This window comes from Mycolicibacterium arseniciresistens, assembly GCF_030519285.1.
GTDB lineage: Bacteria > Actinomycetota > Actinomycetes > Mycobacteriales > Mycobacteriaceae > Mycobacterium > Mycobacterium arseniciresistens.
Genome location: NZ_JAUMSQ010000040.1, coordinates 1 through 26,223, shown reverse-complemented (window position 1 = coordinate 26,223; position 26,223 = coordinate 1). Strand labels below are relative to the sequence as shown.

Sequence of the window (26,223 nt, the reverse complement as noted above, 5' to 3'; positions counted from 1 at the left end):
GGTTTGCGGCGTGTCGTTCAGGCGACGTTCTCGCGGCGCCGGACGCCCTCGTGCAGCGGCAGATCGGGGTCGAGTTTGATGCCGAGCAGGTCGCAGGTGCCGCCGATCGCGCCGACCATGATCGTGGTCAGATGCGCCACGAAGTCGTCGGTCGACATCCGACGCGGGGTGTCGACGCCGAGGCCGAGCCACCAGTCGGTGGCCGAGGCGATTGAGCCGAAGGCCGCGTAGGCGGCCAGTTCTAGCGCGTCGGCGTCCAGCTCGATCTCGCGCAGTTCCTTGTCGAACATGCTGGCCATCGCCACGGTGATCTCGCGGCTCTCGTTGAGCGCGCGCATGGTCGATTCGCTCTGCTCGGCGAAGCGGCCCTGGATCAGGAAGCGGATGACGTTGGGGTGCTCGTCGACCAGTCGCACGTATTGCTCGACGCTGCGCCGGATGATCTCGCGACCCGGGTCGGAGTTCAGGTCGATAGACGGGAAGATCGCCGTCCACAGCATGTCCCGCAGCCGCTGGCCGATCGCCTGGAACAGGTCGGACTTGTCGGCGAAGTGGCGGTAGATCTTGGGCTTGGCCGTGCCGGCCTCCTCGGCGATCTCACGCAGGCTCAGATCGGGGCCCAACCGGTCGATCGCCCGGAACGCGGCGTCGACGATCTCCGACCGCACTTTCTTGCGGTGTTCGCGCCAGCGTTCGCTACGGGCGTCCACCTTGGCGCCCGTTTCGTCACCGGTGCGTGACCTCGACCCTCGTCGCACGGGCTCACTGTACCCGCCTCGTAGCCGCTGACCTGCTCATAGGCGACGTGTGACGCATTCCTTACCGCCGCTGGCCTGCGGTTCGCCCGGGGAGAACGGTTCCACCGACTTGGGTACTATCTCTGCGACAGCTCAATCGACGAGACGAGAAGTATGACGCAGCGATACGACCTGGTGATCGCCGGCGGTGGACCGTCGGGTTCGGCCGCCGCCTGGCAGGCCGCCCAGACCGGTGCGAAGGTCGTGGTCCTGGATAAGGCCGAGTTCCCGCGCGACAAGCCGTGCGGCGACGGCCTGACCGCCCGCGCGGTCAGCTACCTGCAGAAGATGGGCCTGGCTGACGAGGTGGCCACCTACCACCGGGTCAACCGGGTCACGGTGTTCAGCCCCAGCCAATGGGAACTGTCCTTCCCGACGCGGCCCGGCATGCCCGACCACGGCCACACCGTCAGCCGCACCCACCTCGACACCGTCCTCCTCAAGCACGCGGAGTCCGCGGGCGCCGAGGTCCGGCAGGGCGCCGAGGTCACCGGACCCGAGGTCGACGCCAACGGCCGGGTCATCGGCGTGGTGCTCAAGGGCGGCGAGAAGGTCTACGGGGACGCGGTGATCGCGGCCGACGGCGCCTACTCCCCCATCAAGCGGGCGCTGAAGATCGACTCGCAGTACAACGGCTACCAGGCCATCGCGATCCGGTCGGAGATGCACGCCAACCGGCCGGACTCCGATTCGCTCGACATCTACCTCAAGCTGGCGTTCCAGGGCGACCAGTTGCCGGGCTACGGCTGGGTGTTCCCGATGGGCGACGGCATCTTCAACATCGGCTTGGGCTACGTCAACAGCTACAAGAACTGGCAGTCGATCAACGCCACCCAGTTCCTCGGCGAGTTCCTCCGCACGCTGCCGCGCGAGTGGGACCTGCCGCCGATCGAGGAGCTCAAGAAGAACAAGAGCGTCCGGGCGTGGCGACTGCCGATGGGCTTCACCGCGTGGCCGCCGTGGCGGCCGGGCGTGCTGTTCACCGGCGACTCGCTCGGTGCGGGCAAGCCGGCGTCCGGCGCGGGCATCTCCAAGGCGCTGGAGTCCGGGCTCGCCGCGGGCGAATGCGCCATCGCCGCGCTGACCAACGGCGGCCCCGACGACTTCACCAACTACGCCAACCGGATGGAAGCGGCGTGGGGCCGTGAGTACAAGCGCGGCCGCTACTTCCACAAGCTGGCCGGCATTCCCGCCGTCGCGAACAACGGCATCAAGCTCATCGACAACGCGCTCTTCCGCGATCGCATGCTGAAGTCGCTGTACAAGAAGGCGCAGGGTCCGCAGCACAAGTACTGACCCCGAAGTTTCCGCCCCGCCGATTCATCGGCGCCGCCGAGTGTGGACCCAGGCACGTTCTCCGTGCTTGGTCCACACTCGGCGTTCTTCGTGTCGGACCCTTTCGGTAGACCTTTTCCGTGACCGCAGCGCAGCGTCGCGGTGGGCGGAAGGTCTAGTCATTCCCCAATGAGCTCGCCGCGTTGTTTGCTACGCTCCGAGAACGGCCGGGGGTGGCCATGATCGAGTTTGGAGGGGAAAGTGAGAGCTAGAAGAATTGCGGCAATGGTCGGAGCCTTTGCTGGCGGGTCGGCGATCTTTGCCGCACCGGCATATGCTGAACCGCTGACCGCAGGCACGTACGCAGTCAAGTTGAGCGGCATGAACGGTTCTACGTTGGACCAGACCTGGATCCTCACCTCGTGCGGTGTGGATTGTCTCCGTACGAATGCGGAAAGCCCGTATGAGCTGCGCCGGAATGGCACCGTGTGGACTGGCAACGCCACTCCGGACAGCAGGACGACCATCGATGAAGCCACGATGACCGGAACCCTGGCGACCGCAATTATGACGTTCCCACTTCAGTTCACCAGAGTCGGCTGAAAGCCCGGCCCAGTCCCGCGTCGCCGACCGGGCGGTTAGCGCCGCCACTCGCTTGCCGCGTGGGTGGGAACTGCCGCCGATCGTGTCGGACCCTTTCGGTAGACCATTCCTGTGACCGCAGCGCAGCTGACCGCCTTCATCTGTTACCGCGACCCGGACGCGATGGTCGACTGGGTGACCAAGGTTCTCGGATTCGACGTCGTGCGAAGCTTCCGGGACGCCGGCCACCTCGCCCACGCCGAGGTCAGGCGCGGCGACGCGGTGGTGTGCATCCAGCGCGACGACCGTGGATACGACGTTCCGGCCGTCAAGGGCGACTGTGTGGGCTCCGGGCTGTACGTGGTGGTCGACGCCGCCGACGTGGACGCGATCCACGACCGCGCGACGGCCGCCGGAACCACGGTGCTCATCCCGCCGGAGACCACGCCATGGGGCAATCACCGCGTCGAACTCCTCGACCCGGAGGGCCGGCAGTGGTCGATCGGCTCCTACCTACCGGGGCAGCCGGGCGACGACTGGTGAGCGGCTAACGTGCCGGGCATGCGACTCACCAACGACTGCTACCTCGTGACGCTGCGCTTCAATTCAGGTGTGGAGCACTACTTCCGCGACGGCGAGCGGTGGACCAAGGTGACCGCACGCGGACGCCGGATGCCTGCGACCGCCGAACAGGTGATGAACCATCTGCTGCCCGCGCTCGCCGGCGTCAAGCCGGGCATCGCGGTCGACGTCCGGCACCGCGACCTCGACGACGATGCGGGACAGCTCCTCGACAACCTGCGGGAGGGCGCGCCGACTGTGTAGACAGTCGTCGAACTCATGCCGACATGTCGACGACACCCCGCACGGTCGGTGGGGCGGCGGATCAGCAGACGGTCAGTGCGGAGTGAGCCCGTAGACGTGGTAACACGGCCAGTTCTGCTCCCCAGGAGCGCTCACCAGTGCAGGCGACCACATGGTCGGCACACCGCGGACGACCCAGCAGTTCTTGTCGGCGAGATCGACGCCGTTGGGATTGTCCGGCGGCGCCGCTTGCGGCGCCTGCTGCGGCTGGTTCTGCGGCAGGTCGGGAACTTCGGGGAGGCCGGGCTGTTGCTGCTTCTGCTGGCGCTCGTCGCAGATCTGCTGATGCGAGGGGGTCCGCGGCGAATCATCCGGCTCCAGCGGGCCACAGTCGATGGCGGGCTCGAAGGGCTGCGCACCTGCGATCGGCGCACCGCCCAGGATCGCGGCGGCAGCGGCCGCCACCATGAGACCTCGTACAGCAAATCCCCGGCACGATGGCATGGGCTCCCCTCCCTGTGGAAAGAACAGTAGACACCGGCGGGAGCCAAGATCGATACCGGTGGGTGTGACCGGCCTGGACGACATTTCCGTTTGCAAGAACTTCCCTGGGTCGCAAGGGGCCGCAGCAGAGAGGCAGCGGCTGATTGGCGTTCCGGGGTGCTCTCGAACGCCTCTAGTGTTTCTGTACATGGCCATCGCATTCGAAGACCTGCGCGGGCTCCATGACAGTGGGGCGTTGTACGCGATCCTGTCGCAGCTGTTGATGAATGAAGGTGTGGAACAGCAGCTGGGCGGTGAGTTCGACTGGGCGGCGGACCTGGACGCCGATTCTCTCGTATTCACCGGCCGCGCCTCGGGCGCGACGATCTCCACTTCGGTCGAGTTGATGGCCACCGTCGCTCCCAGTGCCCAGAGCATGATGTGGGGGCGTGCGCAGCCGGGCGGGGGTGGGGCCGGCGCGCAGAGAATCCTCGACCGCGGCGGCGCCGAGAATCTGCCAAGCCTGCTCAACGACGAGGTGCCGCTACCCGATGACCGGGATCCCTATGACACCGCCGCGGATGTCGCACAAGAGATCAGCGCGGTGGTGGCCGCGGTCACCGACGGAGGGCTCACCTCGGTCGTCCCCGTCGGTGGCGGCACGATCGCCGTGCTCCTGCTCGGTGACCTCGACTTCGCCCGGCCCCGTATCGATCACCGCTTAGTGACCCGCGTGCCGATGGTCTTGGGGGCCGGCCTGATCAACGACCACCGCAACGCCGTGCACGGTCTCGCGGTGATGTCCGGATGGACCATCGACTGGACCCAGAGCTGGGACCGGGCCGATCTCAGCGACCCGGTGACCGGCAATCGTTCTGCCGTCGCGTTCGACGAGTACGGCAGACTCGGCACGCTCGAGGGTGCGCTGAGTTGACCGCGGCGGCTCGGCTGGCCGCCGCCGGTGTGGTGACCGTCGAACAGGGCCTCACCGACGCCGAACTCGCGGATGTCGAGCAGGCGTTGGGCTTCACGTTCGCCGACGACCACCGGGCGTTCCTCGCCGCGGGGCTACCGGTGGGCCCGTCGTGGCCGGACTGGCGCAGCGAAGGCCGCCGGAGTCTGCAGAAGCGGCTGCGACTGCCGCTCGACGGGATCCTGTTCGCGGTGGAGTGGAGTGCGTTCTGGCCGCCCACGTGGGGGCCGCGGCCCGCAAGCATGAAACATGCGCTGCGGACGGCGAATTACGAGCTGGCACGCGCGCCCCGGCTGCTGCCGCTGCATGCGAACCACTACCTGCCCGCCGGTGCCGGCTCGTCCGGCGCGCCCGTTCTGTCGGTGGTGCAGGCCGATGTGACCGTCGTGGGCCGAGACATCGCGCAGTACATCGACAATTTCGTCGACCCGGATGTCGTACAGACCGCGGTCGCCGCACGCCACGTCGAGTTCTGGTCGGACCTGCTCGACTGAAGCGGCGGGGTTGTCAGCGGCGCCCGCGCGTGGCCCGGCCCGGCTTGCGGGCGACCTTGCCGGCGGCCGCGCGGGCCGCCTGTTTGGCGAGGGTCTTCTCCCGTGCGGTGCGTTTCGGTGCCGGCTGGTCCTGCGTCCGTGACGAACCGGGTTTGCGGCCCCGCACGATCCCGATGAACTCCTCGACCAGCACCGGCTGCGGGCCCTCCCGGACGGCGAGCGCCACCGGGCACGTGGGCGCGTCGGTGATCGGGCGGTATGTGAGGTCCTTGCGGTGATGAAGCCGCGCCAGCGACTGCGGAACCAGGAGTGCGCCGAGCCCTGCGGCGACGAGTTCGATGGCCTCCCCGGTGGTCTCGGGCCGGTGATCGACCGGGGCGCCGGGTGCGTCCGCCCAGCCCAGGACGTCGTCGCGTGGGAGCAACGTGGGCTCACCGTCGAGGTCCGTGGCCGTGATCTCGTCGGCGGCCGTGAGGACGTGATCGGTCGGCACCACGGCGACGGTGATCTCTTCGTAGAGCGGGATGACGGCCAGCCCGGACGTCTCGGCCGGCAGTCGGAGCACCGCAACGTCGATGGCGCCCTGCCTGACTTCGGCGGCCGCGTCCGCCGCGGCGACGATGCGCAACTGCAGCGGGACGTCGGGGTGGCGCTCCGCCCAGATCCGGGCCCACTTCGCGGGCGTCCCACCTGGGACGTAACCGAGGGTGAGCGAGGCCGGATCCACCGCATCAGGCTACCGATAGGCTTGCACCATGAGCAGGGCGAATGCGCAGTCCATGAAACCCGCCACGGCGGCGAGGAAGCTGGACGTGTACCTCCCCGCGACGCCTGCGGAATTCCAGGCGAACCCGATCACCCGGTCGGAAATCGCCGCGCTGCAGGCGGACCCGCCACAGTGGCTCAAGGACCTCCGCAAAAACGGGCCGCACCCGAAGAACCTCGTGGCAGCCAAGCTCGGCGTGTCGATTGCAGGTCTCGCGCGCGGCGGCGTCACCGAGGCGCTGACCACCGAGCAGATCAATCAGCTGCTCGAAGACAAGCCCGAGTGGCTGGTCACCGAACGCGAGAGCTATCAGAACGTGCTGCGCGAGGAGCGACGCATCAAGGCGCTGCACGAGGATGAGGCTCGCGAGAGCTGAGCGACGCCGCGGTCAGAGTCAACGGAAGAACATGTCGCTGAGGCGATCGAAGAAGCGATCGACGCCGCGCTCCAGCCGACTGCCCCGGGCCCACTTCTCCCACGCATAGATCACGCCGAAGAGCGCGACGACGATCCCGAGGACCAGAGCGGCGACGAGGATGACCTCGACGGTTGTAGTCACCTGACTACAACATGCAGCTGACGCAACCCTCCACCTCAGTGCCTTCCAACGCCATCTGGCGTAGGCGGATGTAGTAGAGCGTCTTGATGCCCTTGCGCCAGGCGTAGATCTGCGCCTTGTTCACGTCGCGGGTGGTGGCGGTGTCCTTGAAGAACAGCGTCAGGCTCAGGCCCTGGTCGACGTGCTGGGTGGCCGCGGCGTAGGTGTCGATGATCTTCTCGTAACCGATCTCGTACGCATCCTGGTAGTACTCCAGGTTGTCGTTGGTCAGGTACGGCGCCGGGTAGTAGGCGCGACCGATCTTGCCTTCCTTGCGGATCTCGATCTTCGACGCGACCGGGTGGATCGACGACGTCGAGTGGTTGATGTAGGAGATCGACCCCGTCGGCGGGACGGCCTGCAGGTTCTGGTTGTAGATGCCGTGCGTCTGCACCGACTCCTTCAACCGCTTCCAGTCGTCCTGGTTGGGGATGCGGATGTCGGCGTCGGCGAACAGCTGACGCACCCGCTCGGTGGCCGGCTCCCACACCTGGTCGGTGTACTTGTCGAAGAACTCCCCCGACGCGTACTTCGACTTCTCGAACCCGCCGAACTTCGAACCGCGCTCGATCGCAATGCGATTCGACGCCCGCAGCGCGTGGTAGAGCACCGTGTAGAAGTACATGTTGGTGAAGTCGACGCCCTCTTCGGAGCCGTAGTGGATCCGCTCACGGGCGAGGTAGCCGTGCAGGTTCATCTGCCCGAGGCCAATCGCATGGGACTCCTTGTTGCCCTGCTCGATCGACGGCACCGACGTGATCGACGTCTGGTCGGACACGGCGGTGAGCCCGCGGATCGCCACCTCGATGGTCTGCGCGAAGTCCGGGGAGTCCATCGCCTTGGCGATGTTCAGCGACCCGAGGTTGCACGAGATGTCCTTGCCGATCCTCTTGTACGACAGGTCATCGTTGAATTCCGACGGCGTGGACACCTGCAGGATCTCCGAGCACAGGTTGCTGTGCGTGATCTTGCCCTCGATCGGGTTGGCCCGGTTCACGGTGTCCTCGTACATGATGTACGGGTAGCCGGACTCGAACTGCAGCTCGGCCAGGGTCTGGAAGAACTCGCGGGCCTTGATCTTGGTCTTGCGGATCCGCGCGTCGTCGACCATCTCGTAGTACTTCTCGGTGATCGAGATGTCGGCGAACGGCACGCCGTAGACGCGTTCCACGTCGTACGGCGAGAACAGGTACATGTCCTCGTTCTTCTTGGCCAGCTCGAACGTGATGTCCGGGATCACCACGCCGAGTGACAGCGTCTTGATCCGGATCTTCTCGTCGGCGTTCTCGCGCTTGGTGTCCAGGAACCGGTAGATGTCGGGGTGGTGGGCCTGCAGGTACACCGCGCCCGCACCCTGCCGCGCGCCGAGCTGGTTGGCGTAGGAGAACGAGTCCTCGAGCAGCTTCATGATCGGGATGACGCCCGAGCTCTGGTTCTCGATGTTCTTGATCGGGGCGCCGTGCTCGCGGATGTTGGACAGCAGCAGCGCCACCCCGCCACCGCGCTTGGACAGCTGCAGTGCCGAGTTGATGGAGCGCCCGATGGACTCCATGTTGTCCTCGATGCGCAGCAGGAAGCAGGACACCGGCTCGCCGCGCTGCTTCTTGCCCGAGTTGAGGAACGTCGGCGTGGCCGGCTGGAAACGGCCGTCGATGATCTCGTCGACGAGCTTCTCGGCCAGCGCCGTGTCACCGGCGGCCAGCGTCAGGGACACCATCACCACCCGGTCCTCGAACCGCTCCAGGTAGCGCTTCCCGTCGAAGGTCTTCAGCGTGTAGGAGGTGTAGTACTTGAACGCGCCGAGGAACGTCGGGAAGCGGAACTTCTTGGCGTAGGCCCGATCCAGCAGCGTCTTGACGAAGTTGCGCGAGTACTGGTCGAGCACCTCGCGCTCGTAGTACTCCTTCTGGACCAGATAGTCGAGCTTCTCGTCCTGATTGTGGAAGAAGACCGTGTTCTGGTTGACGTGCTGAAGGAAGTACTGGTTCGCGGCTTCCCGATCCTTGTCGAACTGGATCTTGCCGTCCTTGTCGTACAGGTTCAGCATCGCGTTGAGCGCGTGGTAGTCCGTCTCGCCCGGAAGCGCGTGCACGCCGGTGGTTACAGGTTCTGCAGTGACGGTTGGTGACACGTCTGGTCCTTCCAGAAGTCTTCCAGGCCCGCGCGGACGGCGAAGACGTCGTCCGTGGTGCCCATGAGTTCGAAGCGGTAGAGGTACGGGACGGCGCACTTGCGGGAGACGACGACCCCCGCGTAGCCGAACTCGGCGCCGAAGTTGGTGTTGCCCGCGGCGATGACGCCGCGGATCAACGACCGGTTGTGTTCGTTGTTGAGGAAGGCGATCACCTGTTTGGGGACGTAGCCCCCGTGATCGGGATCCGGACCGTTGGCGTGCCCGCCACCGTAGGTCGGCAGCACCAGGACGTAGGGCTCGTCGACCTGGATGCGCTCACGCAGCGGGATCCGCGTGGCGGGCAGGCCGAGCTTCTCGACGAACCGGTGCGTGTTCTCCGAGACGCTGGAGAAGTACACGATGTTGCCGGTCATGATCGAGTCGCCCTCCTTCCTGCCTCGCGGATACCCCCTCAGGCCGTCGCCGCGACCGCTCCGCCGAGCGCCTTGATGCGATCGGGGCGGAAGCCCGACCAGTGGTCGTTGCCGACCACCACGACGGGCGCCTGCAGGTAGCCCAGGGCCATGACGTAGTCGCGGGCCTCGCTGTCGAGGCTGATGTCGACCGTCTCGTACGCGATGCCCTGCTTGTCCAACGCCTTGTAGGTGGCGTTGCACTGCACGCAAGCCGGCTTGGTGTAAACGGTGACGGTCATTGACGGCTCCTCGGGCGTGTGACGGGTGGTGAGGCGAACGGACTGGCAACGGAACGGAGACTGCATATCGCTCTAGTTCAGCGACCCGCAGACTCACAAAATTCCTGGACGCCCGGGGTGCTCGACCGGTGGTGCCGAAATGCTCTGACCACTGGATTCTGCGCTCCGGCCGACCTCCGAACCGTGGGGGTCTGTCGGTGTGCAAGACACTACACCTGGTGTCCGACAAAGCCAGGGGATACCAGATGTTCTGAATAACATTTCTGGAATTCCCAGGTCGTAAGCCCACGCACAGCCGCAGTCTCGGCGTGTCGCGCCCGATGACGCGCCGCGTGTCGCAAGATGGGAGATGTCTACCACCGGGCACCGACAACGGCCCGGCACCAAGGCAACGCCCGAAGCGCTCCAGCAAACGCCGACGGGCGCGCAGGTTTGGTGACCGTCGACGTCCGCCGACCCGCTTAGGTTGGACCCATGAGTTGGGACGTGTTCGTCATGAGGTTCCCGGAGCACGTCACCAACCCGGCGGAGATACCGGCGGACTGGCACCCGGAGGACATCGGGACAGCCGGGGAGGTCCGTGCCGCGATCGAGGCCCTGGTCGCCGACATGGCCTGGGGTTCCGATGGCTGGGGCCAGGGCACCGGGGACGGCTTCTCGGTCGAGACGTCGCTACGAGAGCCCGACGACGAACCCGTCAACGGCTTCACCCTGATGTTCCGCGGCGGGGGCGACGCGGCGAACCTCGCCATGGCGTTGGCGGCACGGTTCGACGCCCGCGCACTCGGCAGCGGCGTGTTCCTCGAACCCGATTCGGCCGGCGACGCGTTCGACAGCTGGCAGCGCTACCGCGACCACGCGCTGCGGCCGCGCCCCCGGCAGTAGCGGCCTCAGCCGACCTCGGCGACCAGCTTGCCGACGATGTCGCGCAGGCTCGCCGCGACCTCGGCGTTCTCCCGCGGGTGCCTGCCGTCGAGGGACTTCGCCGGAATCGAGAGCTTGAGGTCCTCCACCACCCGCGGCCCGGCGATGCCGAAGCTCTTGCGGGTCTCGTCGTGCGCCCACACGCCGCCGTACTGCCCGAGCGCAGCGCCGACCACGGCCAGCGGCTTGCCCTTGAGTGCGCTGTCACCGAACGGCCGCGACAGCCAGTCGATCGCGTTCTTGAGCACTCCCGGGATGCTCCCGTTGTATTCGGGCGTGACGACGAGCGCCGCGTCGGCCTCGGCGGCCGCGCCCCGCAGCGCCACCACGGGTTCGACCACGTCGTCGTTGTCGATGTCCTCGTTGTAGAACGGCAGCTCACCCAGCCGGTCGAACAACTCCAGCGTCACGCCCTGCGGAGCCGCCTCCACGGCGAGCTCGGCGATCTGACGGTTGATCGACGCCGCGCGCAGACTCCCCACCAGAACGATCACCTTGATATCCGACATGTGCACCCCTTCATTCGTCCGGACGGATCTTCACACAGTTGAACCGGACTGCAGTCCGATTTCATCCCCCTGATTTAAAGTGAGGGCATGCCCGCGACGCAACCCCCGCCGCCGCTGCCGCAGCAGGCGCCGCAGGAGCGAGGCGATGCCGCCCGCAATCGTGCCCTGCTGCTCGACGCCGCGCGCGACCTCATCGCCGAACGGGGCGCGGACGCGGTGAGCATGGACGACGTGGCGGCCGCCGCAGGCGTGGGCAAGGGCACGCTGTTCCGCCGGTTCGGCAGCCGGGCCGGCCTGATGATCGTGCTGCTCGACGAGGACGAGAAGACCGAACAGCAGGCTTTCCTGTTCGGCCCGCCGCCGCTGGGCCCCGGAGCGCCGCCGCTCGAGCGGCTGCTCGCCTACGGACGCAGCCGGTTGCGGTTTGTCCACACCCACCACGCGCTGCTGTCCGACGCGGCGCGGGACCCGCAGACCCGCTTCAGCGCGCCGGCCACCCTGCACCGCACCCACGTGCGCATGCTGCTCGAGGCGGCGGGCACCACCGGCGACCTCAACGCCCAGGCCGATGCCCTGCTCGGCCTCCTCGACGCCGACTACGTGGAACACCAGCTCGCCGACCTCGGCCACACCCTCGACACGCTCGGCGATGCGTGGGAGGCCGTGGCGCGCAAGCTGTGCGGCACCTGATGCACTGGGTGCTGCACGTCGACCTCGACCAGTTCCAGGCCGCCGTCGAGATCCGCCGCAACCCCGGCCTCGCCGGCCTGCCGCTGGTCGTCGGCGGCAACGGTGACCCGACCGAGGCGCGCAAGGTCGTCACGTGTGCTTCCTATCCCGCCCGCGCGTTCGGGATCCGCGCCGGTATGCCGCTGCGCGCAGCGGCCCGCAAGTGCCCGGACGCGGTGTTCGTGCCGCTCGACACCGACGCCTACGACGCGGCGTCCGACGAGGTGATGAGCCTGCTGCGGGACTTCGGCCACCCGGTCGAGGTGTGGGGCTGGGACGAGGCCTACGTCGGCGTCGACGACCCCGACGGCACGCTCGACCCGCACGAGCTGGCGCAGCGGATCCGCACCGGCATCGCCGCCCACACCGGGCTGGCCTGTTCGGTGGGCATCAGCGACAACAAGCAGCGCGCGAAGGTGGCCACCGGCTTCGGCAAGCCCGGCGGGGTGTTCACCCTCACCGACGCCAACTGGATGGCGGTGATGGGTGACCGCGCGGTCGACGCACTGTGGGGCGTCGGCCCGAAGACCGCCAAGAAGCTGCTCGGGATGGGCATCGAGACCGTCGCGGACCTGGCCGCCACCGACGCCACCGTGCTCACCGCCGCGTTCGGACCGACCACCGGACTGTGGATCTTGTTGCTGGCCAAGGGTGGTGGGGACACCACCGTGACCGCCGAACCGTGGGTGGCGCGCTCGCGCAGCCATGTCGTCACCTTCGCCGACGACCTCACCGACCGCGCCGAGATCGACTCGGCCGTGGCCGATCTCGCCCGCCGCACCCTCGACGAGGTGACCGCACAGGGCCGGGTGGTGACCCGGGTGGCGGTCACGGTGCGCACCAGCACCTTCTACACCCGCACCAAGATCCGCAAACTCGCCGCGCCGGGCAACGACCCGGCCCCGATCACGCAGACGGCGCTTGCGCTGCTCGGGCAGTTCGAGCTGGACCGGCCCGTGCGGTTGCTCGGCGTACGGCTGGAGCTGGCGATGCCGTCGGCCGCGGCGGCACCCGGCGCGGCTGTCGGTGGCGGCCCATAGCGTGCACACCATGCTGACCACGGTCGCTGTGCGCGGATACCGGTCGCTGCGCGATGTCGTCCTCCCGCTGTCCGCGCTGACCGTCGTCACCGGCGCGAACGGCACTGGCAAGTCGTCGCTCTACCGGGCGCTGCGCCTGCTCGCCGACTGCGGCCGTGGCGAGGTGATCGGCTCGCTGGCCCGCGAGGGCGGCCTGCAGTCGGCGCTCTGGGCCGGGCCCGAGCAACTCGGTGGCGCCCGCCGGACCGGCCGGACGGAAGGAACCGTGCGAACCGGGCCGGTTTCCCTCGAACTCGGCTATGCGGCAGATGATTTCGGCTACCTGGTGGACCTCGGGCTGCCCCAGGACCCCGGCCACAGGTCGCAGTTCGGGCGTGACCCCGAGATCAAACGCGAGGCCGTGTTCGCCGGCCCCGTCGCACGGGATGCCTCGACGCTGGTCCGACGCACCCGCGACTACGCCGAGGCCGCGTCGGAATCGGGCCGCGGCTTCGACGAACTGTCCCGGTCGCTGCCGCCCTACCGCAGCCTGCTGGCCGAATACGCCCACCCCGGCGCCCACCCGGAACTCGCCGCCGTCCGGGACCGGTTGCGCGGCTGGCGGTTCTACGACGGATTCCGGGTCGACGCCGGCTCCGCCGCCCGCCGCCCGCAGGTCGGCACGCGCACCCCGGTGCTGTCCGACGACGGCAGCGATGTCGCCGCGGCGGTGCAGACGATCATCGAGGCGGGGCTCGACGACCTGCAGCGGGCGGTCGGCGATGCGTTCGACGGCTCGACGGCCTCGGTGGCGGTCTCCGACGGGTTGTTCGACCTGCAACTCCACCAGCGCGGCATGCTGCGGCCGCTGCGCTCTGCCGAATTGTCGGACGGCACACTGCGATTCCTGTTGTGGGCAGCCGCTCTGCTCAGCCCCCAGCCGCCGTCGCTGATGGTGCTCAACGAACCGGAGACCTCGCTGCACCCGGACCTGGTTCGCCCGCTGGCCCGGCTGATCCGCACGGCCGCCGACAAGACCCAGGTCGTGGTGGTCACCCACTCGGGGGCCGTGCTCGACGTGCTGGAGGCGGTGCCCGTCGCCGATGCGGATGCCGGCGCCCCCGCGACGGAGATCCGCCTGCACAAGGATTTCGGGGAGACCCGCGTCGAGGGCCTCGGCATGCTCGACACGCCGCCGTGGCACTGGGGCGGTCGCTAGTCCCGCGGCAGCAGGCCCGGCCGCAACGCCCGGCTGAAGAGCACGTTCACCTGACGCATCGCCACGCTGTACGGCCACCACATGGTGCGCTTGAACATGTAGAGCGCCCGGATGTCCGGTGAGGTGTAGATCAGATATCGGTTGCGCCGCACGCCGCGCAGGATCCGGTCGGCGACGTGTTCAGGCGAGACCGCGTGTCCGGCGAACCGGCCGGTCCAGCGGGCCACGTTCGGGTGGTCGCGGTCGACGCCGGCGATCTGCACCGTCTGCACCAGGGGCGTCTTCACCGCACCCGGCACCACCACCGACACCCCGATGCGGTGCCGGGCGAGATCGAAGCGCAGCACCTCCGACAGCCCGCGCAGGCCGTACTTGCTGGCGCTGTAGGCGGCGTGCCACGGCAGCGCGACCAGTCCGGCGGCCGACGAGACGTTGACCAGGTGCCCGCCGCGGCGGGCCGCCACCATGGGCGGGACGAAGGTCTCGATGACGTGGATGGGCCCCATCAGGTTGATGTCGACCATCGACTTCCAGTGCTGGTGGGTGAGCCGATCGACGGTGCCCCACGCCGACACCCCCGCGATGTTCATCACCACGTCCATCGCCGGGTGATCGGCATGGACGTCGCGGGCGAACGCGGCGACCGCGTCGTAGTCGGAGATGTCGAGTGCCCGGTGCGCGGGCACCCTGGCGCCGAGCGCCCTGGCGTCGGCGACCGTGGTCTCCAGGCCGGCCTCGTCGCGGTCGGTGAGGAAGAGTTCGGCACCTTCGGCCGCCAGCCGCAGTGCGGTGGCCCGGCCGATGCCGCTGGCGGCCCCGGTGATCAGACAACGCCTGCCGTCGAAACCACTGCTTCGCGCCATGGCGGTGACCCTACCGTCAGCCCAGATCGGCGGTTCCGCCCCAGAGCGCGTTGAGCCACAACCGGATCACGACGTCGACGCCGCGCGCCGGGTCGGTACCGCGACCGACGAAGCCGCTGTCGTGCGACAACGTCAGCGCCGTGGTGGCGGTCAGTGTGCGGACCAGTGCCGGCAGGTCGTCGGTGATGGGGCGGGCACCGCCGTCGGACCGGACGAGGCCGACGATCTTGTCGATCACGCCGTCCTCGAAGTCGTTCATGATCTCGCGGATCTGTGCGTCGGTGTTCCGCGCCAGCGTGCAGGCCCGCATGATCGGATCGTTGCTGGCGAACACCGCGGCCGCATAACCGACCATGCGCTTGGCGAACTCCGACGGTGACTCCCCGGCCTCCCTCGGCGCGAAGTCGTGGGTGAGCTTGTCGAGTTCGGCCATCGCGTCGGCGACGATCACCGCCAGCACGGCGTACTTCGAGTCGAAGTAGAAGTAGAAGCCCGACCGGGCGACACCGGCCCGCTCGCTGATGGTGCTGACGGACAGATCGGCGAACGATCTCTCCTCGAGCAGTTCCCGGACGGCGACGACGATCGCGTCGCGCTGCCGGTCGCCACGGCTGCGCCGCGGCGCCGGTTCCGTTTCGGCGGTCATGTCTCTAGACCTTTGCACGCAGCAGGCCAGAACCAAACTTGACAGGCGTCAACTGCGCCCAGCAGGATGATGATCGGGAGTGACAGCGGCCACAGTTTCTGTGCGTGAGGAGCATGACATGACGGCGACGATCAACACGACGGATTACCTGCTCGACCAGGCGAAGCGTCGATTGACACCGTCGATCAACAACTTCCCCGGCCTCGGCGTGCTCGAGCGCAGGTTGCTGCAGACCGAGTTCCCACAGAAGCCGATGTCCACGCCGCCTGCGGGCAGCGACCTCAAGCCGGTGATCGGCGACGCCGGCCTGCCGGTGCTGGGCCACATGGTCGAGATGTTCCGCGGCGGCCCCGACTATCTGCTGCACATCTACCGCAAGTACGGCCCGCTGTACTACGCCGACTCCCCCGCGCTGCCCGCGGTCACCGCGCTGGGACCCGACGCCGCGCAGGCGGTCTACTCCAACCGCAACAAGGACTTCTCCCAGCAGGGCTGGGTGCCGGTGATCGGGCCGTTCTTCCACCGCGGCCTGATGCTGCTCGACTTCGAGGAGCACATGTTCCACCGCCGGATCATGCAGGAGGCGTTCGTACGCACCCGCCTGGTCGGCTACACCGAGCAGGTCGACCGGGTCGTGTCGCAGGTGATCGCCAAGGACTGGGTGGCCAACGACGCGCGCTTCCTGATGTATCCGGCCATGAAGGAACTGACCCTCGACATCGCCTCGATGGTGTTCATGGGCCACGAGCCGGGCACCGACAAGGAGTTGGTGACCAAGGTCAACAAGGCGTTCACCACCACCACGCGGGCCGGCAACGCCATCATCCGCAAGCCGGTCGCGCCGTTCACCTGGTGGCGCGGCATGCAGGCCCGCAAGCTGCTGGAGAACTACTTCGAGGAGCGGGTCCGCGAGCGGCGCGGCCATGAGGGCTCCGACCTGCTGACCGTGCTGTGTCAGACCGAGGACGAGGACGGCAACAAGTTCTCCGACGCCGACATCGTCAACCACATGATCTTCCTGATGATGGCCGCGCACGACACGTCCACCTCGACCGCCACCACGATGATCTACCACCTGGCCAAGAACCCCGAGTGGCAGGAGCGCTGCCGCGACGAGTCCGACCGGCTCGGCGACGGCCCCGTCGACATCGAGTCGCTGGACAAGCTCGAGTCGCTCGACCTGGTGATGAACGAGTCGATCCGCCTGGTCACGCCCGTCCAGTGGGCGATGCGCCAGACCGTGCGCGACACCGAGCTGCTCGGCTACTACCTGCCGAAGGGCACCAACGTCATCGCCTACCCCGGCATGAACCACCGGCTCGAAGAGCTCTATCCGGAACCGATGAAGTTCGATCCGCTGCGGTTCACCGAGCCGCGCAACGAGCACAAGAAGCACCGCTACGCGTTCAGCCCGTTCGGCGGCGGCGCGCACAAGTGCATCGGCATGACGTTCGGCCAGCTCGAGGTCAAGACGATCCTGCACCGGCTGCTGCGCAAGTACCGGCTGGAACTGCCGCACCCCGAGTACACGACGGAATGGGACTACGGCGGTATGCCGGTGCCCAAGGACGGCATGCGCATCGTCCTGCGGCCGCTGCACTGACGCCGTTGAGCACCCGCCGCGCACGCATCGCCGACACCGGCATCGTCTCGCTCGCCGCGATGCGGATCGGCATCGGCGCGCTGGCCTGGGCACGTCCGGATCTGGCGGCTCGGCTGTTCGGTCTGCAGTCACCCGACGGGCAGGCGCGCTACCTGTGGCGCCTGTTCGGTGTGCGCGACGTGCTCGTCGGACTCGGCACGGTGTCGGGGAAGGGCACGCGCCGGCACGTCTGGGCCTGTGTCGGGCTGGCCTGCGATGTCGCCGACGGCGCCGCAGGCGCATTGAGCCGCAACGACGTGCCGCGCGCCGGTGCCGCCGCGATGGTGGGCGTGCCCGCGGCGGCGGTGGCGTTCGGCGCGTGGGCGCTCAACCGTCCCTAGCCCCTCACGCCGCCAGCAGCCGGTTCGCGCACGCGATCACCGCGCGCAACGCCGACTGAGTGGCGTCGTCAGAGAGGCCCATCGCCCACTCCGTGCGCGTGCCGTCGGAGCCGCGCAGGAATGTCGCGATGCCCTCGTCGGCCGGCATCTGGTGGAAGGCCACCAGTTCCACCGGGAAACCGCGGTCGTGCAGCATCGCGGTCAGTGCGGCCACCGGTCCGGACGCGGCGGCGGACGACGTGTCGATCCGGTCCCCGACGGCCAGGGTGGCCTGGTAGTTACGGGCCTGCGGGCCCAGTCGCGTGGCGGGCCGGTCGGCATCGGTGCAAGCCCAGTGGCCCAGCCGCAACGGGCCGGAGTGCGGGGCGTACTCGGCGAGGAATTCGTTCCAGGACAACGCGTCGGCCTCCTTGCGCAGGCCACGGGGAACCGGGGCGTGGACGCCGGCCGCGAACGGCGCAGCAGTGGCACCCGCCCGGTTCTGCGGCGCGGCGCTGATTGCGGTGTGTATCGCGGATGAACTTGCCGATGTGGAGATCATGTGTGCCGGTCATCTCTCGTTTAGAGGAAGTGACCGACGATGTAGCAACGACCCACAGCGAGGGGTCGGTCGAGATCAGACCCCGCTGCGGGTTGCTACTACGAGTCGCCTTGGCACGTCCGCGACTGTAGACGTCCGCACGCCGCCACGCAAACACTTTCGGCGCCACCGCCGACGGCCCCGGTCGGGGTGCCGAAGACCACACCCGCGGTGGCGGTCCGGGCACGGCCGCGGACCTTAGTGTGGTGCCGGTGACCTGGCACGAGGGCGTCTTCCTGGTCGTGGCGGGTGTCGCCGGCGGGCTGACGGGCAGCATCGCCGGCCTGGCGTCGGTGGCGACCTACCCGGCGCTGCTCCTGGTGGGCCTGCCGCCGGTGACCGCCAACGTCACCAACACCGTCGCCGTGGTGTTCAACGGGGTCGGGTCGATATGGGGCTCGCGTCCGGAGCTGAAGGGCCGCGGCGACGCCATCAAACGCATCGTGCCCGGCGCCGTCCTCGGCGGTGCGGTGGGCGCGGTGCTCCTGCTGTCCACACCGGCCGAGGGCTTCGAGAAGGTGGTGCCGGTGTTGCTCGGCCTCGCCGCCGTGGCGATCCTCATCCCGCGCCGCCGGGGCCGCACCACCGGCGAGGACGAGCCGCGCAGCCGCGCGGCGACGATCGCCCAGGCCGTGACGATCTTCCTGATCTGCATCTACGGCGGGTACTTCGGCGCGGCCGCCGGCGTGCTGTTGCTGGCGCTGATGCTCGCCGCCGGCGAGACGATGCCGCACGCCAGCGCGGACAAGAACGTCATCCTCGGCGCATCGAACGCCACCGCGGCGGTCCTGTTCGTCTTCCTCGCGCCGGTGCACTGGCCCGCGGTGGTGACGCTGGGCTTCGGTTGCCTGGTGGGATCGCGACTGGGCCCGATCGTCCTCCGCCACGCACCCGCCGGCCCATTGCGCGTGGCCGTCGGGCTCGGCGGTATCGCCCTGGCCGTGAAGCTCGGCGTCGACGCCTACACCTGAGACAGGTCGAACGGGTTGTCGCCGCCCGCGACCCGGCTACCGAGGTCGACGAGATTCTGCGCCGATGCGTGCAGCCGCTCCCCCGCCTCCGGACTGGCCTGCCCGGCGAGGTAGCGCGACCACGTGCCCTCGATGACGATGCCGAGCTTGAAACACGCCATCGCCAGATACCAGTCCAGCCGCGATGTCTCGCGACCGCCGGCGTCCAGGTACGCCTCGAGCAGTTCGCGCCGGCTCGCGATCCCGCCGAGCGCGGCGAGCTGCGAACCGGCGTCGATGGGATTGGGATCGAGGGGCCAACAGATCAGCATCCACCCGAGGTCGAGCAGCGGGTCGCCGACGGTGCACATCTCCCAGTCGATGAACGCGGCGAGTTCGGGGCTGTCGCGCCGCAGCAGCACGTTGTTCAGATGCGCGTCGCCGTGCATGATCCCGGGCTCGCGGTCCGGGGGCCGGTTGTCGGTCAGCCACTGCGCCAGCGACGTGACGGCCGGGAACGACTCGGGTGCGTAGCCGTCGTGCCGGTAGCTCTCCAGCAGCCGCAGGAACTGCGGAACCTGGCGTTCCAGAAACGATCCCGGGCGTTTGATGGCCGCCAGCGGGCTGCCCTCCCAGGCGACGTTGCCCAGCCGGGCCAGGCTCGCGGCATACGACAGCCCGACCTGGTGGCGCATGCCGGCGTCGCGGACGTAGGCGTCGGTCATCTCGTTGCCCGGGTTGAAGCCGTCGACCTCTTCCATCAGGTAGAACACCACCCCCAGGACGTCGAGATCCTCACAGCCGGCGATGAATCCGGGATGCGGCACCGTCGTCCCGGCCAATGTGCGCAGCACCGCGATCTCACGCAGCATCGTCTTGTCGCTGGTCGGTCGGGGATGCAGGGGTGGGCGGCGCAGCACCATGGCTCGTCCGTCCACCCGCAGCCGCACCACGATGTTCTGCGAACCACCGGTCAGCGGTTCTACGTCGGTGACGGTCGAGCCGAGGCCCTCGCGGGCCAGCCACCGCGCGAGCGCGGCCTGCGCCTCGTCGCTCAGCGTGGGCAGGGACAGCGCGTCGTCGGGCATGGGGGACATCGTCTCAGCCGCGCGACGCGGCGTCGCCGGCTCCCCCGACGATCAGGCCTGGTACTCCAGACAGGGCGCGACCCCGTTGATCACGCCCTCCCGGAACGCCCGGACCCGGGCGAAGCCCGCCCCCTGGCGCTCCACATCGGCGTCGCCGCGGAACACCAGCAGGGCCTTGATCGCCTCGTCGAGGTCACCGGGTGAGATGCGGTAGGTGCTGGTGTCCGCGCGGTTGTAGAGGATCACACTCGCGGTGTACGCCCCGGCCAGGCAGTCGGCGCGCAAAGTCGAGGTCTTCTCGTCGGACTGGTCGCCCAGCCGGGTCAGCGCCGCGAGTCCGTACTGGGTGGCCAACAGCGAGGCCACCGCGTAGTCGCCGCCCTGCTGGTAGATCCGGGGCATGAAGGCCTCGTTGTCCCAGCCGACGTAATCGTCTGGCACACAATAGAACAGCGCGAAGCCCTCGGCCGACTGGTCACCGCACATCGGCGGTTCGTCGGGGCTGAAGGGCTGCAGGCCGGCCAACGGTGACCACGGCTCGCCGGTCACCTCGGGGTAGGCCCGGCTCCAGAAGTCCTCCAGGTCATAGGGCACGCCGTTGACGATCGAGTCGTACGGGGCGTCACCACCACTCGCCGCGTCCATCACGTCGTTGAACGGCAGTTCGAGAACCAGGGGATCATCGTCGCGGTACACCTTGCACCGCTCGAGCCCGTTGTCGAAGCCGTCCTGGAAGGCGCCCACCCGGTCGAACCCGCTGCCGTGGGCGTTGGGGTCGATCTTCGATGTGCCAGGAGTGTCACGCAGTTCGAGGATGCCCGCGAGCGCGGTGTCGAGGTCGGCGCTGGAGACGTCGAACACGCCGTCGTCCTTGGCATGGCGGGCCCATGCGCCTGCCATGCAGTCGGCCTGCAGTTCCCGCGTCACCGTGCGCGCGGTGAAGTTCGACCGCGCCTGGATCGCATGTGCCCATTCGTGGGCCATCACCACCGGGATCGCGAAGTCGCCGAAGTTCTCCCGCAATCCGGGCAGCAACCCTTCGGCGTCCCACGCCACCACATCCTCGCTGGGACAGTAGAACGCGTTGCCTGCCACCTCCTCGGCACTGGCGGTGCACGGCGGCGCGTCGTCGCTGGAGGGGTTGATCGCATAGAGCCCGCCCGCCACGGGTTCGTATTCGGCGCCGTAGAGCTCGGGGTACTGCTTGCCCCAGTAGTCCTGCAGGTCGGCGATCGCCTGCATGGCGATCTTGTTCACCGGGTCGGACGGGTCGCCGACGATCTCGACGTCGCCGGCGTCGGGCGCCGCCGCCTTCGACGAACCCGGGGCCTTCGGATCCGGACCGGCACAGCCAGCGAGGAGCACCACCACGGCCGCCGCCGTCGACCACACTCTGATGCGCATGGGCAAACGGTAGCGGCGCCGATTGGAAATCAGTTGGAAAGCACGAATCGGGTGGTCCTCAGTCGAGGATGCGCCTGGCGACGTTCGTCGACACCAGATCGAGCAACTCGTCGGCGCGACCGGCGAGGATGGTGCGGATCGCGTACAGCGAGAAGCCCTTGGCCTGTTCGACGGTGATGGCCGGCGGAATCGACAGCTCCTGGCGGGCGGTGACAACGTCGATCACCGCCGGGCCGTCGTAGGCGAACGCGTCGGTCAGAGCCTGCTCGAGGTCGCGCGCCGCCTCCACCCGCCTGCCGAACACCCCCATCGCCGTCGCGACCGCGGCGAAGTCGGGATTGACCAGATCGGTGCCGAAGTTGACGATGCCCGCGGCCTTCATCTCCAGCTCGACGAAGTTCAGCGAAGAGTTGTTGAAGACGATCACCTTGACCGGCAACCGATTCTGGATCAGGGTGACCAGTTCGCCGAACAACATGGTCAGCCCGCCGTCGCCGGCCAACGCCACCACCTGCCGGTCGCGGAACGTGGTCTGGGCGCCGATCGCGTGCGGCAGCGCGCAGGCCATCGTGCCGTGGTTGAAGGAGCCGATGAGCCGCCGGCGGCCGTTCATCGTGAGATAGCGCGCCGCCCACACCACCGGCGAGCCGACGTCGACGGTGAACACCGCGTCATCGGCGGCCAGTCGATTCGCCAGTGCGGCAACGTATTCCGGTCTGATGGGGCTGCGATCGTGGTCGTTGACGGCCAGCTCGTCGAGATTCTTGCGGGTGCGGCGGTAGTGGCGCAGCGAACGGTCGAGGTGCTCACGGTCCGATCGGCGCTTCAGGTGCGGCGCCAGTGCCGCCACGGTGTCGCGCACGGTGCCCACCAGGCCGAGTTCCACCGGGGTGCGCCTGCCTAGGTGCCTGCCGCGGATGTCGACCTGGATCACCTTCGCGTGCTCGGGATAGAACTGCTGGTACGGGAAGTCGGTGCCGAGCATCAGCAGTACGTCGGCTTCCTTGATCGCCTTATAGCCCGAGGCGAAGCCGAGCAGGCCGGTCATGCCGACGTCGTACGGGTTGTCGTACTCGATGAACTCCTTGCCGCGCAACGCATGCACGACCGGCGCGTTGAGGGTGGCGGCCAGGTCCACGACGGCGTCGTGGGCGTCCTGCACACCGGCGCCGGCGAGGATCGTCACCCGCGGTGAGGCGTTGAGGATGGCGGCGGCGCGCAGCAGCGACTCGTCGTCGGGCCGCACCACGGATCGGGTCGCCACCACCGGGCGGGCCGTCCAGCCCGACGCGTCGGCCCGCTGGTTGAAGATCTCGCCGGGGACGACGACGACCGCCACCCCGTTCTCCTCGACCGCGGCCCGCATCGCCATCTCGAGGATGCGCGGCGCCATCTCCGGTGTGCTCACCAGCTCGCAGTAGACGCTGCACTCACGGAAGAGGTCCTGCGGGTGGGTCTCCTGGAAGTAGTCCGAGCCGATCTCGCTGCGCGGGATGTGGGCGGCGATCGCCAGCACGGGCATCCGGCTGCGGTGCGCGTCGAACAGGCCGTTGATCAGGTGCAGGTTGCCGGGCCCGCAACTGCCCGCGCACACCGCGAGACCACCGGTGAGCGCCGCGTCGGCGGCCGCGGCGAACGCGGCGGTCTCCTCGTGCCGGACGTGCTCCCAGGAGACGGCCCCTGACCGCCGGATGGCGTCGGTGAACCCGTTGAGGCTGTCGCCGGGCAGGCCGTAGACGCGGCGCACACCGCTGATCGACAGGGCCGAGATCACGTGATCAGCAATGGTCGCCACGCGCGCAGCCTAGTGCGTTTCGGTGTCGCCGGTTGCCTCGAGCGCAACCGACGACACCGAGATCACGAGGTCACTTGGGGGCGAAGCGCTGACCGGCGTCCAGTCGCAGGCACTGGCCGTTGAGCATCGCGTTCTCCACGATCGCCGCGGCGAGCTTGGCGTACTCGTCGGGCCGGCCGAGGCGCTTGGGGAAGGCGGCGTCCTTGGTCAGCTGGCTGGCGAACTCGTCGGGGATTCCCTCGGTCAGCCCGGTGGCGAACAGGCTTGGGGCGATGGCGAGCACCCGGATGCCCAGGCTGCCCAGATCGCGGGCCATGGTGAGGCACATGCCGGCGATCGCGGCCTTCGACGCGGTGTAGGCGACCTGCCCGATCTGTCCCTCGAACGCGGCGATCGAGGCGGTGTTGATGATGACGCCGCGCTCTTCCTTCTCGTCGTCGACGGGCTCGTTCTTGCTCATGTGCCACGCCGAGAGCCGGCTGATGTTGAAGGTGCCGATGAGGTTGAGGTCGACGCTGGCGCGGAAGGAGTCCAGGCTGTGCGGGCCGTCCTTCTTGATGGTGCGCTCGCCGATGCCGCCGCCCGCGGTGGTCACCGCGATGTGCAGTCCGCCGAGGTCGGCGACCACCTGCTCGAGCACCTTCTCGGTGCCGTCGAAGTCGGTGACGTCCACCTCGTGGAAGGAGCCGCCGATCGAGTCGGCCACTTCCTTGCCCTTGGACTGCGGACGGTCCAGGACGGCAACGCTCGCGCCGCGCTTGGCCAACAGCTCGGCGGTCGCCCGGCCGAAGCCGGAGGCCCCGCCGACCACGATGGCCTTCTTGCCCTCGATCTCCATCTAGCTTCCTTTCCACATCGGGGTTGGACTGTAAAGCAACCTAGCCGACGTCACGCTTCGGTAAGCGTTTCGGGTCGGACCTGGGGTTCCCCGGCAGTACCTTGGCGGACATGGCCGTACCGCCGCGAGGCCCATGGGCACTGTGCGGGATCGCCGCCGCCGCCGTCGCGCTCGGAGTCGCCGAGCTCGTGGCCGTGCCGTTCGGTCCGGCCGCCGACTCACGCACCGCGGTCGGGTCGGCCGTCATCGACCGGACGCCGGGGCCGGTCAAGGAATGGGCCATCGCCACCTTCGGCACCGCGGACAAACTCGTGCTGACCGTTCTCGTGGTCGCGGTCATCCTGGTGATCGCCGCGATCAGCGCGCGCTTCGAGTCGCGGCGCATGCCGGTCGGCAGTTTGGCGATCGCCGCGGCCGGTGTGCTCGGCGCTGCGGCGGTGCTCTCGCGGCCGGGATCGTCGGCAATCGACGTGCTGCCGACGGTGATCGGTGCGGTGTGCGGAATCGCGGTGCTGCGGCTGCTGACGTCCGGCCGCATCAAGGACGCGCCCGACGACGGCGCCGAATCCGTGGGCACCGAAGGAGACCCCGCCGACCGGGGCCGCAGGCTCACCCTCTTCGGCGTCGGCTTCCTGGCGGTGGGCGCCGCCAGCGGCGTGGCGGGCGCGGTGCTGTCCCGGCTGACCTCGTCGGTGTCCGGCGACCGGCAGAACTTCGCGCTGCCCCGGGTCGGGCGGACCGCACCCGAGGTGCCGGCGGCGGTGCAGCCGGCGAACGTCGACCTGCCGCCGTTCGTCACCTCGAACGCCGACTTCTACCGCATCGACACCGCCCTTTCGGTGCCGCAGCTGAGCCGGGCCGACTGGAAGTTGCGCATCCACGGCATGGTCGACCGCGAGATCACCTACACCTTCGAGGATCTGGAGCGGTTCGAGGCCGTCGAGGACATCATCACGCTGGCGTGTGTGTCCAATCCGGTGGGCGGGGACCTCATCTCCACAGCCAAGTGGACCGGCTACCGGGTGCGCGATCTGCTTGCCGAGGCGGGCGTGCATCCCGACGCCGACATGGTGCTGTCCACCTCCGTCGACGGGTTCACCGCGGGCACGCCCGTTGAGGCGTTCACCGACGACCGCGACGCGCTGCTGGCGGTCGGCATGAACGGCGAGCCGCTGCCCACCGAGCACGGCTACCCGGCGCGCCTCGTGGTGCCCGGGCTGTACGGCTATGTGTCCGCGACCAAATGGGTGGTCGACATCGAGCTGACCCGCTTCGACCGCGCCGAGGCCTACTGGACGAAGCTGGGCTGGTCGGCGCGCGGGCCGATCAAGACGCAGTCGCGCATCGACGTGCCGCGCACCGGGCAGGACGTCGCGCTGGGACCGGCGACCTTCGGCGGTGTGGCTTGGGCGCAGAACCGCGGTGTCCGCGCCGTCGAGGTGCGCATCGACCCGCCCGGCGGCAAGGGTGACTGGCGCCCGGCGACGCTGGGTGCGAGCTACTCCAACGAGACCTGGCGGCTCTGGAGCATCGACTGGCGGGCCGAGCAGACCGGCCTGCACACGATCTCCGTGCGCGCCACCGACAACACCGGGGCGGTGCAGACCGAGGAGCGCGCCGATCCGGTTCCCGACGGCGCGTCGGGCTGGCAGTCGATCATCTTCGCGGTCAGATAACCGTCGCGCGGCGGGTGCCCGCCGCGTGTCCGACCCGCGTGCCACGCTGGACCCGTGCACCTGGTCGACGTCGCCACCGCCTCCGCCGATGTGGGCGCCACGTCGGCGCGACTGGCCAAGATCGCGCGGATCGCCGAACTGCTCGCCCGCGCCGCAGAGGAGCGCGACGCCCGGCTCGTCGCGGTGGTGGTGTCGTGGCTGTCCGGCGAGCTGCCGCAACGCCAGATCGGGGTGGGCTGGGCGGCGTTGCGCTCGCTGCCCGTTCCTGCCGAGGAGCCGTCGCTGACCGTCGGCGGCGTCGACGCGACGCTGTCGGAGATCGGCGCGGTGGCCGGCAAGGGATCACAGCAGCGCCGGGCCGCACTGCTCGCCGCCCTGTTCGCCGCCGCCACCGACGTCG

At 68.7% G+C, this 26,223-nt stretch carries 30 protein-coding genes and 1 pseudogene; 16 read left to right on the top strand and 15 right to left on the bottom strand.

Annotated features, from left to right (window positions below; all coding sequences use genetic code 11):
* Positions 1–17: 17 nt before the first annotated feature.
* On the bottom strand, positions 18–758 hold the full coding sequence (locus Q2100_RS08610; protein WP_264012010.1) for a TetR/AcrR family transcriptional regulator: 741 nt from the start codon (positions 756–758) through the stop codon (positions 18–20).
* Between the two features lie 153 nt (positions 759–911).
* On the opposite strand from Q2100_RS08610, the gene Q2100_RS08605 reads away from it, so the two are divergent.
* The 4 genes from Q2100_RS08605 (at position 912) to Q2100_RS08590 (ending at position 3,479) form a co-directional block, all read left to right on the top strand.
* Positions 912–2,093 carry an NAD(P)/FAD-dependent oxidoreductase gene (locus Q2100_RS08605; RefSeq protein WP_264012011.1) on the top strand — a complete coding sequence of 394 codons (1,182 nt, stop codon included), beginning with the start codon at positions 912–914 and terminating at the stop codon, positions 2,091–2,093.
* Positions 2,094–2,357: 264 nt separating this feature from the next.
* Positions 2,358–2,675 carry a hypothetical protein gene (locus tag Q2100_RS08600; protein WP_302913680.1) on the top strand — a complete coding sequence of 106 codons (318 nt, stop codon included), beginning with the start codon at positions 2,358–2,360 and terminating at the stop codon, positions 2,673–2,675.
* A 111-nt stretch (positions 2,676–2,786) separates the two neighbouring features.
* Positions 2,787–3,197 carry a VOC family protein gene (locus Q2100_RS08595; protein WP_302913679.1) on the top strand — a complete coding sequence of 137 codons (411 nt, stop codon included), beginning with the start codon at positions 2,787–2,789 and terminating at the stop codon, positions 3,195–3,197.
* An 18-nt stretch (positions 3,198–3,215) separates the two neighbouring features.
* The gene (locus Q2100_RS08590; protein WP_302913678.1) at positions 3,216–3,479 is read left to right on the top strand and encodes a hypothetical protein; all 264 of its coding nucleotides are present in this window, start codon (positions 3,216–3,218) and stop codon (positions 3,477–3,479) included.
* 72 nt (positions 3,480–3,551) lie between these two features.
* Here the strand turns inward: Q2100_RS08590 and Q2100_RS08585 are convergent, their stop codons facing one another.
* Positions 3,552–3,926 (bottom strand): hypothetical protein, encoded by a 375-nt coding sequence (locus Q2100_RS08585; RefSeq protein WP_302913677.1) that lies wholly within the window; start codon positions 3,924–3,926, stop codon positions 3,552–3,554.
* A 100-nt stretch (positions 3,927–4,026) separates the two neighbouring features.
* Here Q2100_RS08585 and Q2100_RS08580 point away from each other — a divergent pair, with 100 nt between their 5' ends.
* Entirely contained in the window at positions 4,027–4,875 is an 849-nt protein-coding gene (locus Q2100_RS08580) for a DUF6882 domain-containing protein (protein ID WP_302913676.1), read from the top strand.
* Positions 4,872–5,408: an SMI1/KNR4 family protein gene (locus Q2100_RS08575; protein ID WP_302913675.1), complete on the top strand. Its 537-nt coding sequence runs from the start codon at positions 4,872–4,874 to the stop codon at positions 5,406–5,408. The genes Q2100_RS08580 and Q2100_RS08575 overlap by 4 nt, the downstream gene beginning before the upstream one ends.
* Before the next feature lie 13 nt (positions 5,409–5,421).
* Here the strand turns inward: Q2100_RS08575 and Q2100_RS08570 are convergent, their stop codons facing one another.
* The gene (locus Q2100_RS08570) at positions 5,422–6,135 is read right to left on the bottom strand and encodes a LysR family substrate-binding domain-containing protein (protein WP_302913674.1); all 714 of its coding nucleotides are present in this window, start codon (positions 6,133–6,135) and stop codon (positions 5,422–5,424) included.
* A gap of 28 nt (positions 6,136–6,163) precedes the next feature.
* Here Q2100_RS08570 and Q2100_RS08565 point away from each other — a divergent pair, with 28 nt between their 5' ends.
* The gene (locus tag Q2100_RS08565; RefSeq protein ID WP_302913673.1) at positions 6,164–6,550 is read left to right on the top strand and encodes a DUF5997 family protein; all 387 of its coding nucleotides are present in this window, start codon (positions 6,164–6,166) and stop codon (positions 6,548–6,550) included.
* 18 nt (positions 6,551–6,568) lie between these two features.
* On the opposite strand, the gene Q2100_RS08560 is transcribed toward Q2100_RS08565, so the two are convergent.
* The 4 genes from Q2100_RS08560 to Q2100_RS08545 are packed head-to-tail and all read right to left on the bottom strand — an operon-like array spanning position 6,569 to position 9,600.
* Complete coding sequence (locus Q2100_RS08560; protein ID WP_302913672.1) at positions 6,569–6,733, bottom strand: hypothetical protein; 165 nt, start codon at positions 6,731–6,733, stop codon at positions 6,569–6,571.
* Between the two features lie 4 nt (positions 6,734–6,737).
* Positions 6,738–8,903 carry a class 1b ribonucleoside-diphosphate reductase subunit alpha gene (gene nrdE, locus Q2100_RS08555; RefSeq protein ID WP_302913671.1) on the bottom strand — a complete coding sequence of 722 codons (2,166 nt, stop codon included), beginning with the start codon at positions 8,901–8,903 and terminating at the stop codon, positions 6,738–6,740.
* The gene (gene nrdI / locus Q2100_RS08550) at positions 8,873–9,319 is read right to left on the bottom strand and encodes a class Ib ribonucleoside-diphosphate reductase assembly flavoprotein NrdI (RefSeq protein WP_264012021.1); all 447 of its coding nucleotides are present in this window, start codon (positions 9,317–9,319) and stop codon (positions 8,873–8,875) included. The genes nrdE and nrdI overlap by 31 nt, the downstream gene beginning before the upstream one ends.
* A 38-nt stretch (positions 9,320–9,357) precedes the next feature.
* Positions 9,358–9,600, bottom strand: a complete 243-nt coding sequence (locus Q2100_RS08545) for a redoxin NrdH (RefSeq protein ID WP_264012022.1) — start codon at positions 9,598–9,600, stop codon at positions 9,358–9,360.
* A gap of 474 nt (positions 9,601–10,074) precedes the next feature.
* On the opposite strand from Q2100_RS08545, the gene Q2100_RS08540 reads away from it, so the two are divergent.
* Complete coding sequence (locus Q2100_RS08540) at positions 10,075–10,485, top strand: hypothetical protein (RefSeq protein WP_302913670.1); 411 nt, start codon at positions 10,075–10,077, stop codon at positions 10,483–10,485.
* A gap of 5 nt (positions 10,486–10,490) precedes the next feature.
* On the opposite strand, the gene Q2100_RS08535 is transcribed toward Q2100_RS08540, so the two are convergent.
* Positions 10,491–11,033, bottom strand: coding sequence for an NADPH-dependent FMN reductase (locus tag Q2100_RS08535; protein WP_302913669.1), 543 nt, complete (start codon positions 11,031–11,033; stop codon positions 10,491–10,493).
* An 87-nt stretch (positions 11,034–11,120) separates the two neighbouring features.
* On the opposite strand from Q2100_RS08535, the gene Q2100_RS08530 reads away from it, so the two are divergent.
* Genes Q2100_RS08530 through Q2100_RS08520 form a run of 3 tightly spaced genes read left to right on the top strand, consistent with a single transcriptional unit; the run spans position 11,121 to position 14,000 of the window.
* Positions 11,121–11,723, top strand: coding sequence for a TetR/AcrR family transcriptional regulator (locus Q2100_RS08530; protein ID WP_302913668.1), 603 nt, complete (start codon positions 11,121–11,123; stop codon positions 11,721–11,723).
* Positions 11,723–12,802 (top strand): DNA polymerase IV, encoded by a 1,080-nt coding sequence (locus Q2100_RS08525; protein WP_407667598.1) that lies wholly within the window; start codon positions 11,723–11,725, stop codon positions 12,800–12,802. The genes Q2100_RS08530 and Q2100_RS08525 overlap by 1 nt, the downstream gene beginning before the upstream one ends.
* A 10-nt stretch (positions 12,803–12,812) precedes the next feature.
* Positions 12,813–14,000 carry an AAA family ATPase gene (locus Q2100_RS08520; protein WP_302913667.1) on the top strand — a complete coding sequence of 396 codons (1,188 nt, stop codon included), beginning with the start codon at positions 12,813–12,815 and terminating at the stop codon, positions 13,998–14,000.
* Here Q2100_RS08520 and Q2100_RS08515 read toward each other — a convergent pair.
* Positions 13,997–14,863 (bottom strand): SDR family oxidoreductase, encoded by an 867-nt coding sequence (locus tag Q2100_RS08515; protein ID WP_302913666.1) that lies wholly within the window; start codon positions 14,861–14,863, stop codon positions 13,997–13,999. The two genes, Q2100_RS08520 and Q2100_RS08515, sit on opposite strands and share 4 nt — an antisense overlap.
* 16 nt (positions 14,864–14,879) lie before the next feature.
* Positions 14,880–15,509: a TetR/AcrR family transcriptional regulator gene (locus Q2100_RS08510; RefSeq protein WP_264012030.1), complete on the bottom strand. Its 630-nt coding sequence runs from the start codon at positions 15,507–15,509 to the stop codon at positions 14,880–14,882.
* A gap of 118 nt (positions 15,510–15,627) precedes the next feature.
* Here Q2100_RS08510 and Q2100_RS08505 point away from each other — a divergent pair, with 118 nt between their 5' ends.
* Both Q2100_RS08505 and Q2100_RS08500 read left to right on the top strand, forming a co-directional pair.
* Positions 15,628–17,112, top strand: a complete 1,485-nt coding sequence (locus Q2100_RS08505) for a cytochrome P450 (RefSeq protein WP_302913665.1) — start codon at positions 15,628–15,630, stop codon at positions 17,110–17,112.
* 5 nt (positions 17,113–17,117) lie between these two features.
* Positions 17,118–17,492, top strand: coding sequence for a DUF4267 domain-containing protein (locus tag Q2100_RS08500; RefSeq protein ID WP_302913664.1), 375 nt, complete (start codon positions 17,118–17,120; stop codon positions 17,490–17,492).
* Between the two features lie 4 nt (positions 17,493–17,496).
* Here the strand turns inward: Q2100_RS08500 and Q2100_RS08495 are convergent, their stop codons facing one another.
* On the bottom strand, positions 17,497–18,033 hold the full coding sequence (locus Q2100_RS08495) for a 2-isopropylmalate synthase (RefSeq protein ID WP_302913663.1): 537 nt from the start codon (positions 18,031–18,033) through the stop codon (positions 17,497–17,499).
* A gap of 251 nt (positions 18,034–18,284) precedes the next feature.
* Between Q2100_RS08495 and Q2100_RS08490 the strand changes: the two genes are divergently transcribed.
* On the top strand, positions 18,285–19,043 hold the full coding sequence (locus Q2100_RS08490; RefSeq protein ID WP_302913662.1) for a sulfite exporter TauE/SafE family protein: 759 nt from the start codon (positions 18,285–18,287) through the stop codon (positions 19,041–19,043).
* Here the strand turns inward: Q2100_RS08490 and Q2100_RS08485 are convergent.
* The 4 genes from Q2100_RS08485 to Q2100_RS08470 all read right to left on the bottom strand — a co-directional run bounded on the left by Q2100_RS08485 (position 19,034) and on the right by Q2100_RS08470 (position 24,147).
* A complete protein-coding gene (locus Q2100_RS08485; protein ID WP_302913661.1) occupies positions 19,034–20,110 on the bottom strand; it encodes a phosphotransferase family protein in 1,077 nt (358 codons plus the stop codon). The genes Q2100_RS08490 and Q2100_RS08485 overlap by 10 nt on opposite strands.
* A 51-nt stretch (positions 20,111–20,161) precedes the next feature.
* On the bottom strand, positions 20,162–21,514 hold the full coding sequence (locus Q2100_RS08480; RefSeq protein WP_302913660.1) for a neutral zinc metallopeptidase: 1,353 nt from the start codon (positions 21,512–21,514) through the stop codon (positions 20,162–20,164).
* Between the two features lie 58 nt (positions 21,515–21,572).
* The gene (poxB, locus tag Q2100_RS08475; protein ID WP_302913659.1) at positions 21,573–23,309 is read right to left on the bottom strand and encodes a ubiquinone-dependent pyruvate dehydrogenase; all 1,737 of its coding nucleotides are present in this window, start codon (positions 23,307–23,309) and stop codon (positions 21,573–21,575) included.
* A gap of 70 nt (positions 23,310–23,379) precedes the next feature.
* Entirely contained in the window at positions 23,380–24,147 is a 768-nt protein-coding gene (locus Q2100_RS08470; RefSeq protein ID WP_302913658.1) for an SDR family NAD(P)-dependent oxidoreductase, read from the bottom strand.
* 110 nt (positions 24,148–24,257) lie between these two features.
* Between Q2100_RS08470 and Q2100_RS08465 the strand changes: the two genes are divergently transcribed.
* Both Q2100_RS08465 and Q2100_RS08460 read left to right on the top strand, forming a co-directional pair.
* A complete protein-coding gene (locus Q2100_RS08465) occupies positions 24,258–25,823 on the top strand; it encodes a molybdopterin-dependent oxidoreductase (RefSeq protein ID WP_302913657.1) in 1,566 nt (521 codons plus the stop codon).
* Positions 25,824–25,877: 54 nt separating this feature from the next.
* Positions 25,878–26,223 (top strand): annotated as a pseudogene (locus Q2100_RS08460) (ATP-dependent DNA ligase); the annotation flags it as partial.

Excerpts from the sequence above, each read along its gene's own strand:
- Q2100_RS08605 (WP_264012011.1), top strand. The coding sequence starts at position 912 with ATGACGCAGCGATACGACCTGGTGATCGCCGGCGGTGGACCGTCGGGT.
- Q2100_RS08600 (WP_302913680.1), top strand. The coding sequence starts at position 2,358 with ATGGTCGGAGCCTTTGCTGGCGGGTCGGCGATCTTTGCCGCACCGGCA.
- Q2100_RS08590 (WP_302913678.1), top strand. The coding sequence starts at position 3,216 with ATGCGACTCACCAACGACTGCTACCTCGTGACGCTGCGCTTCAATTCA.
- Q2100_RS08585 (WP_302913677.1), bottom strand. The coding sequence starts at position 3,926 with ATGGTGGCGGCCGCTGCCGCCGCGATCCTGGGCGGTGCGCCGATCGCA.
- Q2100_RS08565 (WP_302913673.1), top strand. The coding sequence starts at position 6,164 with ATGAGCAGGGCGAATGCGCAGTCCATGAAACCCGCCACGGCGGCGAGG.
- nrdI (WP_264012021.1), bottom strand. The coding sequence starts at position 9,319 with ATGACCGGCAACATCGTGTACTTCTCCAGCGTCTCGGAGAACACGCAC.
- Q2100_RS08545 (WP_264012022.1), bottom strand. The coding sequence starts at position 9,600 with ATGACCGTCACCGTTTACACCAAGCCGGCTTGCGTGCAGTGCAACGCC.
- Q2100_RS08540 (WP_302913670.1), top strand. The coding sequence starts at position 10,075 with ATGAGTTGGGACGTGTTCGTCATGAGGTTCCCGGAGCACGTCACCAAC.
- Q2100_RS08535 (WP_302913669.1), bottom strand. The coding sequence starts at position 11,033 with ATGTCGGATATCAAGGTGATCGTTCTGGTGGGGAGTCTGCGCGCGGCG.
- Q2100_RS08530 (WP_302913668.1), top strand. The coding sequence starts at position 11,121 with ATGCCCGCGACGCAACCCCCGCCGCCGCTGCCGCAGCAGGCGCCGCAG.
- Q2100_RS08525 (WP_407667598.1), top strand. The coding sequence starts at position 11,723 with ATGCACTGGGTGCTGCACGTCGACCTCGACCAGTTCCAGGCCGCCGTC.
- Q2100_RS08520 (WP_302913667.1), top strand. The coding sequence starts at position 12,813 with ATGCTGACCACGGTCGCTGTGCGCGGATACCGGTCGCTGCGCGATGTC.
- Q2100_RS08515 (WP_302913666.1), bottom strand. The coding sequence starts at position 14,863 with ATGGCGCGAAGCAGTGGTTTCGACGGCAGGCGTTGTCTGATCACCGGG.
- Q2100_RS08510 (WP_264012030.1), bottom strand. The coding sequence starts at position 15,509 with ATGACCGCCGAAACGGAACCGGCGCCGCGGCGCAGCCGTGGCGACCGG.
- Q2100_RS08505 (WP_302913665.1), top strand. The coding sequence starts at position 15,628 with ATGACGGCGACGATCAACACGACGGATTACCTGCTCGACCAGGCGAAG.
- Q2100_RS08495 (WP_302913663.1), bottom strand. The coding sequence starts at position 18,033 with ATGATCTCCACATCGGCAAGTTCATCCGCGATACACACCGCAATCAGC.
- Q2100_RS08485 (WP_302913661.1), bottom strand. The coding sequence starts at position 20,110 with ATGCCCGACGACGCGCTGTCCCTGCCCACGCTGAGCGACGAGGCGCAG.
- Q2100_RS08480 (WP_302913660.1), bottom strand. The coding sequence starts at position 21,514 with ATGCGCATCAGAGTGTGGTCGACGGCGGCGGCCGTGGTGGTGCTCCTC.
- Q2100_RS08470 (WP_302913658.1), bottom strand. The coding sequence starts at position 24,147 with ATGGAGATCGAGGGCAAGAAGGCCATCGTGGTCGGCGGGGCCTCCGGC.
- Q2100_RS08465 (WP_302913657.1), top strand. The coding sequence starts at position 24,258 with ATGGCCGTACCGCCGCGAGGCCCATGGGCACTGTGCGGGATCGCCGCC.